The sequence below is a fragment of the Pseudoxanthomonas sp. PXM03 genome (assembly GCF_014852005.1).
Lineage (GTDB): Bacteria > Pseudomonadota > Gammaproteobacteria > Xanthomonadales > Xanthomonadaceae > Pseudoxanthomonas_A.
Map to the genome: position 1 here is coordinate 332,081 of NZ_JACVAU010000001.1, position 13,014 is coordinate 345,094.

Annotated in this window: 15 protein-coding genes and 1 pseudogene; 12 read left to right on the forward strand and 4 right to left on the reverse strand. The window is 58.2% G+C overall.

The window, feature by feature from the left end:
• The first annotated feature begins 256 nt into the window (after positions 1–256).
• From IB223_RS01550 to IB223_RS01565, 4 genes and pseudogenes are all read left to right on the forward strand, one after another.
• Complete coding sequence (locus tag IB223_RS01550; RefSeq protein ID WP_192199932.1) at positions 257–994, forward strand: SDR family oxidoreductase; 738 nt, start codon at positions 257–259, stop codon at positions 992–994.
• 28 nt (positions 995–1,022) lie between these two features.
• Positions 1,023–1,253: pseudogene (locus IB223_RS01555) on the forward strand (Atu4866 domain-containing protein); the annotation flags it as partial.
• A gap of 33 nt (positions 1,254–1,286) precedes the next feature.
• Entirely contained in the window at positions 1,287–1,574 is a 288-nt protein-coding gene (locus tag IB223_RS01560) for a DUF1330 domain-containing protein (RefSeq protein WP_192199934.1), read from the forward strand.
• A 26-nt stretch (positions 1,575–1,600) separates the two neighbouring features.
• The gene (locus IB223_RS01565; protein ID WP_192199935.1) at positions 1,601–2,002 is read left to right on the forward strand and encodes a carboxymuconolactone decarboxylase family protein; all 402 of its coding nucleotides are present in this window, start codon (positions 1,601–1,603) and stop codon (positions 2,000–2,002) included.
• A 109-nt stretch (positions 2,003–2,111) separates the two neighbouring features.
• Here the strand turns inward: IB223_RS01565 and IB223_RS01570 are convergent, their stop codons facing one another.
• The 4 genes from IB223_RS01570 to IB223_RS01585 are packed head-to-tail and all read right to left on the reverse strand — an operon-like array spanning position 2,112 to position 4,896.
• Entirely contained in the window at positions 2,112–2,900 is a 789-nt protein-coding gene (locus tag IB223_RS01570; RefSeq protein ID WP_192199936.1) for an SDR family NAD(P)-dependent oxidoreductase, read from the reverse strand.
• 11 nt (positions 2,901–2,911) lie between these two features.
• Entirely contained in the window at positions 2,912–3,505 is a 594-nt protein-coding gene (locus tag IB223_RS01575; RefSeq protein ID WP_192199937.1) for an NADPH-dependent F420 reductase, read from the reverse strand.
• A 51-nt stretch (positions 3,506–3,556) separates the two neighbouring features.
• Positions 3,557–3,976 (reverse strand): DoxX family protein, encoded by a 420-nt coding sequence (locus tag IB223_RS01580; protein WP_192199938.1) that lies wholly within the window; start codon positions 3,974–3,976, stop codon positions 3,557–3,559.
• A 59-nt stretch (positions 3,977–4,035) separates the two neighbouring features.
• Positions 4,036–4,896 (reverse strand): pirin family protein, encoded by an 861-nt coding sequence (locus IB223_RS01585; protein WP_192199939.1) that lies wholly within the window; start codon positions 4,894–4,896, stop codon positions 4,036–4,038.
• 95 nt (positions 4,897–4,991) lie between these two features.
• Here IB223_RS01585 and IB223_RS01590 point away from each other — a divergent pair, with 95 nt between their 5' ends.
• The 8 genes from IB223_RS01590 to IB223_RS01625 all read left to right on the forward strand — a co-directional run bounded on the left by IB223_RS01590 (position 4,992) and on the right by IB223_RS01625 (position 12,994).
• Entirely contained in the window at positions 4,992–5,879 is an 888-nt protein-coding gene (locus IB223_RS01590; protein WP_192199940.1) for a LysR family transcriptional regulator, read from the forward strand.
• 95 nt (positions 5,880–5,974) lie between these two features.
• Positions 5,975–8,929: a sensor histidine kinase gene (locus IB223_RS01595; protein WP_192199941.1), complete on the forward strand. Its 2,955-nt coding sequence runs from the start codon at positions 5,975–5,977 to the stop codon at positions 8,927–8,929.
• A 73-nt stretch (positions 8,930–9,002) separates the two neighbouring features.
• Positions 9,003–9,668 (forward strand): response regulator transcription factor, encoded by a 666-nt coding sequence (locus tag IB223_RS01600; RefSeq protein ID WP_192199942.1) that lies wholly within the window; start codon positions 9,003–9,005, stop codon positions 9,666–9,668.
• A gap of 145 nt (positions 9,669–9,813) precedes the next feature.
• Entirely contained in the window at positions 9,814–10,476 is a 663-nt protein-coding gene (locus tag IB223_RS01605) for a hydrolase (protein WP_192199943.1), read from the forward strand.
• Positions 10,477–10,547: 71 nt separating this feature from the next.
• A complete protein-coding gene (gene wrbA, locus IB223_RS01610) occupies positions 10,548–11,147 on the forward strand; it encodes an NAD(P)H:quinone oxidoreductase (RefSeq protein ID WP_192199944.1) in 600 nt (199 codons plus the stop codon).
• Between the two features lie 62 nt (positions 11,148–11,209).
• Positions 11,210–11,644, forward strand: a complete 435-nt coding sequence (locus IB223_RS01615) for an ester cyclase (protein WP_192199945.1) — start codon at positions 11,210–11,212, stop codon at positions 11,642–11,644.
• Between the two features lie 34 nt (positions 11,645–11,678).
• Positions 11,679–12,227, forward strand: a complete 549-nt coding sequence (locus IB223_RS01620; RefSeq protein ID WP_192199946.1) for an ester cyclase — start codon at positions 11,679–11,681, stop codon at positions 12,225–12,227.
• Entirely contained in the window at positions 12,224–12,994 is a 771-nt protein-coding gene (locus IB223_RS01625) for an SDR family oxidoreductase (protein WP_192199947.1), read from the forward strand. The genes IB223_RS01620 and IB223_RS01625 overlap by 4 nt, the downstream gene beginning before the upstream one ends.
• Positions 12,995–13,014: the final 20 nt, after the last annotated feature.

Below are 13,014 nucleotides of genomic sequence, written 5' to 3' on the forward strand. Positions count from 1 at the left end.
GGTGCGGACCATATATCACCACAGAGCGCTAGCGGGCAAAACCAACGGATAGGAATAGGCAAGGTCGGCAGAAGATCCGGTCTTAGCGCTGGCAGCGGACGCTCCTACGATGACTCCATCTGGTCGCAGTAAGGCCACCCCGGAACCAACTGAGGATCGCCTAATGACTCGGTTAGTCGCATGGCTAGTCCTGATCTTCTTCAACGCAGCCGTTTCCCGCGCCGAAAGAGCGCACATCCAATAAGGAACCCTACACATGAATGCCATTCCCAATTCCAAAGTAGTCCTGGTCACGGGCGCAAGCAGTGGCATCGGAGAGGCCACCGCGCGGCTGCTGGCCGCACGAGGCCATCGCCTGGTCCTGGGGGCGCGCCGCACCGAGCGATTGGAGGCCCTCGCGTCGGAGATCCGCACGGCAGGTGGCCAAGCTGAGTATCGCGCACTGGACGTTACCCGCTTGGAGGACATGCGAGCGTTCATCGCATTCGCCGAATCCCTCTGCGGCCCGCCCGATGTCATCGTGAACAATGCTGGCGTGATGCCGCTGTCGCCGCTCAGTGCGCTCAAGGTCGACGAATGGGACCGCATGATCGATGTCAATGTGCGGGGTGTGCTGCACGGTATCGCGGCTGCTCTGCCTGGCATGGAAGCCCGCGGTAGCGGGCATGTGATCAACGTCTCTTCCATTGGGGGCCATGCCGTATCGCCCACTGCCGCCGTCTACTGCGCCACCAAGTTCGCGGTCCGCGCCATTTCCGAGGGGCTACGTCAGGAGACGGACAAGGTCCGGGTGACGGTGGTTTCTCCCGGGGTGGTGGAGTCGGAGCTGGCGGATTCCATCTCCGATGCACAGGCCCGGGACGCCATGAAGTCCTTCCGCCGCATCGCGCTTTCGCCGGAAGCCATCGCTCGTGCCATCGCCTACGCGATTGACCAACCGGACGATGTCGATGTCAGCGAACTAATTGTCCGACCCACCGCCAGCCCGTACTGAGCATATGAACATGACGACGAACACAAACCATCCCTATGCAGGCATGTGGGTGACTGCGGACGGGTATATACGTCACGAGCTGCTGCCCAATGGCCGCTACGACGAAGCGAGGGGCCGCAAGCAGAGCGCCTACCAAGGCCGCTATTCCATCACAGGCAACCACATCGACTACGTCGACGATACGGGCTTCACCGCAGACGGCGAGTTTGTAGATGACATCCTCTATCACGCCGGCATGGTGCTCTACCGTCAACGATGAAAAATGAACTAACCAAACAGGAGAAGGCTGAAAATGGCCGCTTATCTAGTGGGAAACATCGAGATTCAAGACGAATACACGATCGAGGAGTACCGTCGCCGTGCGCTACCCCTTGTGGAGAAGTTCGGCGGGAAGCCGCTGGTCATCGACGCCACGCCTGTCTACTTCGAGGGCAACTGGATCCCGCGCAACATGATTCTTCTGGAGTTTCCGAACATGGCGGCGATTCGTGGGCTACTCACGTCCGAGGAGTACGCGCCGCTTGCCATCATGCGCCAAGCCAGTACGCATAGCGACCTGGTCGCTTTCAGTGAACAGTAAATCGAAGTAGTAAAAGGAGACCGAAGATGCCAAACCAGACAGATAGACTTGCCACCGGTCTTGCGACGATTCAAAGCATTACCGGTCAGAGCGGCCAAAGTGTGGTCGAGAGTCTCAAAGACATAGCGCCCGACTTTGCAGACTGGATCGTTGCATTCGCCTATGGCGATGTCATGTCCCGGTCGGGACTGGACAAACCGACGCGTCAGATCGCCACCATCGCTGCCCTAACTGCTTTGGGCACTGCAGCCGCCCAACTGAAGGTCCACATCAACGGTGCACTGAATGTTGGATGCACGCCCCAGGCGATCACCGAGACCATCTTGCAGATGGCCGTGTATGCCGGATTTCCAGCAACCATTAACGGGCTCGCCGTAGCGCGAGAAGTGTTTCAAGAACGCGGCGTTTCCTTAGCCGGGGCAGGGTGAAAAGAGAATGAATCTACTGAGCACCAATAGTGGAGCTGGAGAGCGCTCATCTCCACGCCGTGGTGATTGACTAAGATTACGAGACCTCTTGAGGTGGGTCTCTTATGAGTTAGATCTCGAAGCCGCCAATCGTCATGCCGCCATCGACCACCAGAAGATGCCCATGCAGGTAGCTCGCTTCAGCGCTGCTCAACCAGATCGCTGCGTCGGCAATCTCGGCCGGAGTGGCGCCACGCTTAGCGGGGATGGCCTTTCGTGCCAGCTCCGCGAAAGCGGGATTCTGCTGGCTGTTTGCGACGACCATAGGGGTTTCGGTCCAGCCTGGCGCTATCGCGTTGACGCGGATGCCTCGCGCTGCATTCTCCATAGCGGCTACCCGTGTCAAACCATGGACGCCATGCTTGGAGGCAGCATAGGCCGACATGCCGCCGGGTCCCGTCAAGGCAGCGACAGATGCGGTGTTGACGATAGAGCCACCATCGCTTCGCAGCATGAGTGGGACCTCGTACTTTAAGCCAAGGAACACACTCTTGAGGTTGATGTCTAGAACGCGCGTGAAGTCATCCGTCGGGTAATCTTCGATGCGGTATGCCCCGCCAGTGATCCCGGCGTTGTTGAACGCGACGTCCAGTCTCCCGGACTCGGCTTCGATATATGACAACAGGCCCGCTACCTGAGCCTCTTTAGAGACGTCCACCTGCTTGGTGCGCACGGAGCCAGCCAGGGCTTCACTAAGGACGAGTGTCTGGTTCAAGCCTTCACTGTTGACGTCGGCTGCGAAGACCAAAGCGCCTCGGCGTGCGAACCCCAGAGTGGCTTCCCGGCCGATACCTGAGCCGGCACCTGTGACGAGAACGGTCTTTCCGCTGAAGTCGGACCGTTCGGTATAAGTGGTCATGACAGGTTTCCTCAGTACTTGATCAAGTTGTGAACCATAAGAGGTCCGCCGAAATGCTGAAGCCGTCCCCCTTGGTTGAGCGAGCCCAGGTCAATGGCGCTGAAACCAAGCTGCTCGACCAGGGACGCGATCTGGTGGTTGGCATCGACGTGATCGCCGGAAACGAAAAGCGTCCGTCGACCGCCATTCTTGACAGGGTCTTGGGCTAGAACGGCGGCAGGCAGGGTGTTGAAAGCCTTTACAACCTGCGCTTCCGGTACCAATGAACTTATTACCTGGCTGGAGAGTCTGTCTCCCAGATCGATAGGGCGAAAGGAAGGAAACTCGATTGCATTGGTCGCGTCGACCAAGATGCGGCCTTTCCAATCGCTTGAGTTAGCGAGAACTTGCGGTGCTGCGGAGAAGGGAACAGCGAGAATGACGATGTCTGCCCGCAGAGCCTGCTCGCTAGAGGCTGGCTCGATGTAATCCCCAAACTTACGACTGAGTTCATGCAGCGAGGTAGGGCCTCGTGAGTTCGCTACTTTCACGCGGATGGAAGCACGAGCGAACTGGGTCGCGAGAGCGCTACCGATAGCGCCTGAACCAATGATTGCGTAATTCATGAGAGTGCTCAGTAGTGGCGCCGGGTATGACCGACGCGCAGGAGGAGAGGCTTACTTGCCGGATTTGGCATCGATGCTGAATCGGCCGGCGCCATTCGCTACCAGTAGCAGGAATGCACCGGCGATCGAGATGTTCTTCAGAAACATGATCGTCTGCATCTGATCCGCAAAGTTGTTGTGGAAGACCAGTCCTGTGACCAATGTGAAGCCAGCCAGAAGCGCGGCAATGATGCGCGTCTTGAAGCCGAGGATGATGGCTGCCGCCCCCAACACTTCCAGAGCGATAACGGCTGGAAGTGCAACTCCGGGTACGCCCATAGAGGCCATATAGCCAGCCGTCGCCTCATAGGCGCTGATCTTGCCCAGGCCGGACATGAGAAAGAGCACGACGAGAAGGATGCGCCCAACGAACTCGGCACCATTGCGGGCGAAAGTGTGGCTGCTGGGCGTTGTGTTAGCGATGGCGGACATGTTGTATCTCCTGTGGAATAGTGTTTGGTTTGTAAGTAGATGTTATGAATCGCTTGAACTTAGCGAAGGCGACCCGCTGCACGAAGGATTTCGCCAATGCGCTTGATCTCGGCTTCGCCTTTCTCAAGAGCATTCGGATTGGTGTGGACCGAGTAGTACCCGGTCACCAGATCGTGTGGGTGCTTGATCGCGGTGCCGATCACGAAGGAAGTCTTTCCGTGCGCGGTGAACTCCAGCGCTGCGTCAGATTCGTCGAAGACCGCGATATCTCCAGCGTTGATGACATCAGGCGTATGTGCCGCACCCTCATACACGGAAATCCAACCGACGGTGTGTCCTTGAGGCGGCTGATAACGCCACGTTTCGCCGTCTTCGAGACGGACATGGAAGTAGTTGATGTTCTCGGGCGCGCGGATGGGGCTGCGCGCTTGGCCGTACTGTCCTAGCACGACCGTGACCGGCCCTTCGCTTTGCACCTGCTCGGGAGGGATGTACTGGCCCTCGGCAGGAGAGTTCTCAAGAGCTGCCGGCAGCGCCAACCACAGTTGGAAGAACCTTAGCGGGTCGGAGGTGTAGACCCTTCCGTCATGCCAGGCCCCAGCACCGGCCTTCATCCACTCGAGGCCGCCGGCCGGTACCTGACCGGCTTGGCCGGTGGTGTCCTCGTACTGGAGGCCACCGCTGAGCGCAACAGTGAGCGTGGCAATACCCGAATGCGGATGGATCCCGAAGAACGTGTCGCCGGTAGGGGGAAGCTCGCCGTAATCCAGGAACACAAACGGCTTGATAAGTTGGCCCAAGTCGGACGGGTTGACCAACCTGGTGATCGGGCCGCGGGTATTGCCGCGGCCTTGGAAGACGATCCGGCGCGCGGGGGAGAGCGTCTCGGGCTTCGGTGTCTTGAGTGTCAAGCGGGTCATGGCGGCATCTCAGTGGAGGTGCCGCCAAATTAGGCTCGTCGGATGTATGTTGGTAGCCTATATTTAAAGATGTAATCCATCCAAGGGGTAGATACATGCTCGACGGAGTCACGTTGGACCAGCTACGGACCTTCATTGCAGCTGCAGAGCAGGGCAGCTTTTCAGCGGCCGGACGCAAGCTCAGGCGAGCCCAGTCGGTAGTCAGTCATACCTTGGCCAATCTTGAGGGCCAATTGGGCGTTGCCCTATTCGATCGCAGCGGGCGCTATCCACAGCTGACCGAAGAGGGGCAGTTCCTGTTGCGTGATGCACGTGCCGTCGCCGATCACATGGATGACTTCAAAGCCAGGGCGCGGTCTATGCGAGAGGGCTTGGAGCCCGAGCTTTCAGCGGTGATGGACGTCATGTACCCCATGTCTGCCATTACCCACGCCATGGGTCAATGTCAGCATTTGTTTCCGAAAACGCCATTGCGGCTTTACGTTGAGGCGCTAGGTGGCGTGGTTCAGCCTGTTCTGGACGGATCCTGCCGCATCGGTGTCATTGGATCCCTCCCAACGGTGCCGGAGGAACTGACTGCCGAGCCACTGGCCCTGGTTCCATTTGCTACCGTCGTTTCGCCACAGCATGCGTTGGCTACAAGCAAGAAGCCGCTTCCAAATGCCGAGCTCAGCAAGCATGTTCAGCTTGTACTGACGGACCGTACATCGCTAACGTCCGGCCGGTCATTTGGCGTGATCTCGCCACTCGTGTGGCGATTGGCGGACCTCGGGGCAAAGCACGCCTTTCTGCGCGCCGGCTTTGGTTGGGGTCATATGCCCGTGCACATGGTTCAGGACGACTTGGATAAAGGGCTGCTCATCGAGATTCGAACGCATGCAAACGCAAAGACACGCGCCAGCCTTGAGATGCAGGCGGTATATCGAAAGGATGCGCCGCCAGGTCCCATAGGGCGCGCATTCATTGAGGCGCTCAAGCACTAGTACTGCATTCGTATTCGTACCCACCCTGATCAGGGTGGGAGTAAGGTCCTTAGATGAGAAGTAGTACTGTGAGGAAGTTGTTTCTATACCTTGTGTTGAAGGCGCTGTTCTTGACCGTGCCTGCTCAACAAGCTTGCGCACAGCAAGCCTCAGTCATCGTTGATCGCTATAAGGTCGATACCTGGCGCTCGCAGGAAGAGGTAAGGCTGGCCTTCACGTCAAACCTAGTACAGACGCGAGAAGGCTACCTCTGGCTGTCTTCGCAATCAGGCTTGGTCCGATTTGACGGCGTTCGGTTCAAGGCATTCACGGCAGAGAATTCGCCCGCTCTCCGAGGACATACGCGCCTCATTACCATTCCACTTGCCCAGGACCGAGACGGCGGCCTTTGGGTTGGGAGTGGTAGCGGCCTTTTTCGCGTCGCTGGTGACAACGTCAAGCTGATTGCGACGAACGCTGCTTTCAAGTCAGACATCGTTAACGCCGCCGCCGTCGATCCGCAGAACAGGTTGTGGGCGGTGACCCGAAGCGGTCGCGTATTTGTCATCGATCGAAGTGGCAAGCAACGCGAACTTGAGGGGACGCTTGTGAGCTACTCGGGCAGTAGCATGACGGTGGACAACAATGGTGATATCTGGATCGCCGCTGGAGAGGGGGCAATCTATCGAATACGCGACGGGCAACTGAAGCGTATCCGGCTGCCAGATGGGGCCCAAGTGCAAGATCCAAGTCGCGTTTACGCTACTCGCGATGGCGCTGTTTGGTTCGGCACGCAGACGGCGATTGCAAGATGGAAGGGAGATCGCATCGACTACTTTCCGCTACCAACGACTAATGGCTTCGGTGCTGTTACTGCCTTGGCAGAAGACACCGACGGCAGGATGTGGGTGGGGTCATATGGTGCCGGCCTGCATTGGTTTGATGGCAAGGAGTTCTCTTCTTTCACCAGGGCAGACGGACTTTCAGATGATCGAATCATCGACATCCTGCCCGATCACCAAGGCAATATGTGGGTCGCAACCCGTGATGGTTTGAATCGATTCCGACCACTGCAGGTGGAAGCTTTCACCGCGCGAACGGGGCTGCCCAGTGACATGCCCGGCGGAATGGTACGAGACAATGAGGGAGGGGTCTGGTTGGCGCCGCCCACCGGGGGGCTGTTCCATGGGCACATCCGAGATGCAGCCTCGTCCTTCCGCCGTGTAGGCAAAAGCCCGGCCGATCTGGTGCTCTCCCTGGCGCCGGCACGAAAAGGTGGTGTATGGGTCGGACGCCCGAACGGTGTCGTCTCTCGCTATTCGGGTGGCAACACGAGCGTTTTGGGGGGGGTCAAAGGACTGCCACCAGTTACAGATCTACTCGAGGACACATCCGGTGCCCTTTGGATCGCGACGTGGCGCGGCCTCTATCGCGGGCACGACGGGCAGCTTGAGCCTATCGAGCAGAAGGATGACTTCATCCTTCGTCTTTTTCAGGATGCTGCCGGAGCAGTCTGGGTCGCAAGTTTGACTGGCGTGACCCGCATCGACCCTGCCGGACATCAGACCTTTACCCAATGGCCGATGCCTCAGCAGACGGGTATCAGGCCGAATGTCATCTTCGAAGCACCTAAGGGAACGGTTTGGGTTGGCTCCGACGAAGGTCTAGTCCGCGTGGGAGGCGGTCGCACGACCATCGTCGCGGTTGAAGAAGGTCTGCCTGAGAGTTGGGTTGGTGCGGGAGAAACCGACGGAGTAGGCCGGCTTTGGCTAGGGCAATTGGGTGGCCTCACCCGCATCAAGATTGAAGAGCTGATCTCTGTAGCTGACGGCAAACTTGCCAGTCTTCTTGACGTGGGTAGTTTCAAACCCCTTGACGGTCTGCCAGGCGGAGATCCCGCTGCATGGCCACATCCATGGTCCTATCGAGATCCGAACGGCAAATTGTGGTTTGCCATGGGCCACGGCATCGTGGCGCTGAATCCAGAAACGGCCAAGCCTATAGGCGCAGCGCCTAAGGTTTACATCGATGAAGCTTTTGTCGACGGCACACGGAAAAGCGATCTAGACAGCTTGGTCATTGAGCCGGGAAGCCGTCGCATAGATATCCGCTATACGGGTGTTGACCTCACTCATGGGCCAGATGTCCGCTTTCGGTACCGTTTGGACGGATTCGATCCTGACTGGATCGATGCGGGCACACAGCGGGTGGCTTCCTACACACGTCTTGCGCCCGGAACTTACAAGTTCCGCGTGTCTGCAAAGGACGTGCGAGGACAATGGTCGCCGACAGAAGCCAGTATTTCTCTTCGCGTACTGGCGCCGTTCTATCTCACCGCTTGGTTTATAGGCTTGGTGATACTGAGCCTAACCCTGGTGCTTTGGATGTATCACCGCGCGGCACTTCGCATTCGCGGTGCTGCGATCATGGAAGAGCGAACCCGTCTCGCCCGCGATATTCACGATTCGCTCCTTCAGGGCTTCGGAGGAATCGCCCTTCAGCTGCATGCAGTTGACCAACGATTGGGTACTCACTCGCCGGAGAGAGCCAGCCTTGATCGCATCCTGGGGTTGGTGGACAGAACGTTGACCGATGCACGAAAGGTTGTTTGGGATATCCGGCTTCCCAATGAGGCTGACGATCTCGCAGCCTCTCTACAACTCAGCGCTCACCGCATTCTGGCGGACACTGGAGCAGTAGTGAACTTTGCGCCCGCACAGGGAACAACGTACGAGCTATCTCTAAGCGTACGACAGCAGTGTCTGGCAATGGTTGAAGAGGCACTCGTCAATGTACGCAAGCATGCCGGCGCCTCTATCGTGGTAATCAAACTGGTGTACACATGGCAAGCGCTCTATATCACCGTGACCGACGATGGTGCGGGGTTTGATGTGGACGAGGCCAGGCGGCGCAACGGCCATTGGGGTCTCCAGGGAATGCAGGAGCGCGCCAAAGCTATAGGCGCTCACGTCGAGGTGGAAAGCCAGCCGGGCGTGGGCACCACTATAGGCATTCAGGTACCCCGCCGGCGCTGGCTTCGCTGGGGCCTCCTACCCGGCAGCCGGGCTTAGCAGGGCCTTTCGGGCTAAAAATTTAACCAATCGGTGAATTGCCGTCAGGCCCCAACTGGAACACCATCAGACTATGTCCGTCACAACCAAGCAGCCACTGGCCGTCAATGGAAGACCCCAGCGGATTCGCATCCTGGCGGTCGATGACCATCCTATCTACCGAGATGGGCTGGCAGCGGTGTTGGCGTTGCATGCGGATCTAGAGCTTGTGGGCGAGGCGGGAGATGGGGCAGCTGCACTTGATGCGTACCGCGTTCATCAACCCGACGTAACCTTGATGGATCTGAGCATGCCCGTGATGAGTGGCGTGGAAGCCATCACGAAGATACTGGAAGAGTCTCCGGCAGCGAAGATCATCGCCTTGACCACGTACCAGGGCGACACAGACATACATCGGGCCCTGGAGGCGGGTGCACGAGGCTACCTCCTCAAAGATGTCCTAAGGAACGAGGTTGCGGACGCTGTACGGGCGGTTTGGACCCAAGGCTGGATTCTCCCGGATGCGGTGGCGCGGAGGCTCGCTCAGTACGTTCCTCGGGTTGAACTGACCGACCGAGAGCTTGAAGTTCTTCAACTGATGGCAAAAGGACTTCGGAACAAGGAAATCGCATCTCATATCCACAGGACAGAGGCGACGGTCAAGGTCCATGTCCTCCATTTGCTAAGTAAACTCCGAGCACAAGATCGAACGGAAGCGGTTGTGATCGCACTCAAGCGGGGCATCATCCATCTCGATTGATGGTCGAGCAGTGGTTCCCTCTCCCTGCTGCACGAGTATGGGTAGCCATTAGCCAAAAGGCGTAACCACAATCTACGCCTATGACGGATTACCGTTGTCGAGATAGCGCCGTAACGTGGGCTTCACACCCACGCACGAGGCGCATATGAGCAGCTCAACCCAGGGCAAGGTCGGTAAAGAAGCCCTTATCACTCCGGACAACTGCGTCCTGCTGTTGATCGATCATCAGCCGTTTCAGTTCAGTGGCGTAAAGAACATTGACGCCGCACTGCTCATGAACAACGTGGTTGCCTTGGCGAAGACCGCAAAGGTCTTCGATGTTCCCACCCTGTTGACCAGCGTAGTAGAGGATCGTGGCGGGTACATCGTGAAGCCGCTTCTGGACGTATTTCCAGAGCAGAAGCCAATCAACCGCACCACGATCAATACGTGGGAAGACCCTGCTTGTGTCGAATGGGTTAGGAAGACCGGTCGAAAGAAAGTAGTGATCGCCGCTCTGTGGACTGAGGTATGTCTTGCGTTCCCGGTCATCCACGCGCTTGGCGATGGCTATGAAGTCTATTTCGTCACTGACGCGTCAGGCGGAACGAGCGTTGAAGCTCACGAGATGGGCATCGCTCGCATGATTCAGGCTGGTGCAGTGCCCATGACCTGGATCGTGTTCGCGTCGGAGCTACAGCGGGACTGGGCGCGCGAAGAGTCCGCAGCCAAGCTGATCCCCGCACTTCTGGAGCACGGGGGCGCTACCGCTACCAACCTGGCATGGGAGTTCCAGCTCCTCGCAGGCATGTCCGGTCCAGGCGTCTGACTCCAGTTTGACGCCCCATCGGCCGCAGACAGTGGCCGTCAACGTGTCGCGGTACAACAGTGGAGATTCACGTGGCAAAAGTTCTCGTTCTTTACTACTCCTCTTATGGCCATATCGAAAAGATGGCCCAGGCCGTGGCGGAAGGCGCACAAAGTGCTGGCGCTACCGTCGATATCCGGAGGGTTCCGGAAACGGTTCCTGAAGATATCGCGCGCAAGAGCCACTACAAGCTTGATCAGCAGGCACCGATCGCCACGGTTGCCGAGCTTGAAGACTACGACGCCATTGTGATCGGCACGGGCACGCGCTACGGACGGATCACTTCCCAGATGGCGGCGTTTCTGGATCAAACCGGCGGCCTGTGGGCCCGCGGTGCACTCAATGGCAAAGTCGGCGCGGCGTTCACGTCTACGGCCACCCAGCACGGGGGCCAGGAAGCTACGCTGTTCTCGATCATCACGAATCTCCTTCATTTCGGCATGACGATCGTCGGTTTGCCCTACAGCCATCAGGGACAGATGACCGTGGATGAAATCGTCGGAGGTGCACCCTATGGGGCGACGACGGTTGCCGGCGGAGACGGATCGCGGCAGCCGACTGAAATCGATCTGGCAGGTGCGCGCCATCAGGGCGAACTGGTTGCACGAACGGCGGCCAAGCTTTTTGACTGACAACCGCGCAGTGCGGGGCGCTCGCAAGCGAGCGTCTTGTCGACAACTATTGGAGTCATCGTATGACCAACATGATCACCGCCGAGGCCATCAAGGTCATTGTCCGGACCAACACTGAGCGGGTGCAAGGGCAAGGCGACTTCGCATTATTCGAAGAGCTTTTCGCCGATGACTTTGTCGACCATACCCCGCAGCCTGGCACCACACCCGACAAGGATGGCGTCCGGATTCTGTATCACCGCCTTCGCGAGGCATTCCCCGACTTCAACCCCGTCATTCATTGGCAGGCCGTGGATGGCGACATCGTGACCACGTTCAAAACGTACCACGGAACTCATCGGGGCCCACTCTTCGGAATCGCGCCCACAGGACGGAAGATCCAGTTCGAAACGGTTGATGCCATGCGTGTACGCGACGGGAAGATCACAGACCACTGGGGCGTGGCAAACCTCTTCTCGCTAATGCAGCAACTCGGCGGACTTCCTCTGATTCCCTGATCAAATCCTTGTGCACATTAAACCCGAGAGCCAGATGAAATCGTCCATTGCAGCAATAGGCTCCATCTTCCTTATCGTCATTGGCTCTCTTCAGCATGCAGAAGCCAGACAGCCAGATACTGACATCGAGGCCAACAAGGCGGTAGTGCTCAGATACTTTGACGCCTTTAATCGAGCCGACTTCAGTCAGCTCGATCAGATAGTCACTGCAGACTACGGTGACCGGCTCGAGGGGCAGGCTCCTGGCATCCACGTGATCAAGAGCTATCTCGAAGGATTGAAGGCCAGCTTCCCCGACTTCACCTGGACGATTGAGCAGATCGTTGCCGAGGGTGATCGCGTCGCGGTCATGAACCGGGTATCAGGCACCCACAGGGCTGACTTCGGTGGCCTGAAGGCGACGGGTAACAAGGTGGACTTTCGCGCCTTCCAGATCTATCGCATTGAGCGGGGAAAGCTCGCCGAGCACTGGGAGGTCGCTGATTTCGCAACTTTCCAGGCGCAGTTGGAGGCAAAGACAAAAGAGTCCGCCTTTCAGTCGTTTCAGCGAGAACTGGCGCCAGCCAAGGAGAGTGAGAAATGACGGCCTTGCTTGCAGGTAAAGTGGTCGTCGTAACGGGCGCGGCAAGCGGCATAGGACGCGCGATCGCAGTCGGTGTGGCACAGCACGGCGCGAAGGCTGTCGTTGTCTCAGACCTGGTGGAGGCTCCGCGTGAAGGCGGGCCAACCACAACAAGTGAGATCCAGTCGTTGGGTGTTCCTGCAATTTTTGTGCGCACCAATGTAAGCCAGCGCGCCGAAGTCGATGCGCTTCTCGCCGAATCCGAGCAGTTTGGCGGGGTTGATCTCATGGTGTGCAATGCCGGGATAACGCTACGCTCGGATGGCGCTGATGTTGCTGAGGACGACTACCGTCGACTGATGTCCGTCAACCTTGATGGCGTCCTGTTCAGCGCTCAAGCGGCGGCACGCCAGATGCAGGCGCTTTCCAAGCCAGGAAGTATTGTGTTGATGGCCAGCATGGGCGGGGTTTCAGGCGCGGGGATGACCGTAGCCTACTCGACCAGCAAGGGTGGCGTTGTACTGATGGCAAAGGCGTTGGCTGATGCACTCGGCCCGTCTGGCATTCGGGTCAACTCGGTCTGCCCTGGCACTATCGACACAGCCCTGCTGCGGAATACCCCAGGGGTGGCCGAAGCATCGGAAGGCTTTAGGCAGAGAACACCTCTACGCCGCCTTGGAAAACCTTCGGAGATTGCTGATGCAGTGGTGTGGCTCGGTTCCGACATGTCGAGCTACGTGACTGGCGTTCCCCTACTCGTCGACGGCGGCTTGCTGTCAGTGCTGTAAGCGCGCCAGCACAGCGTGCG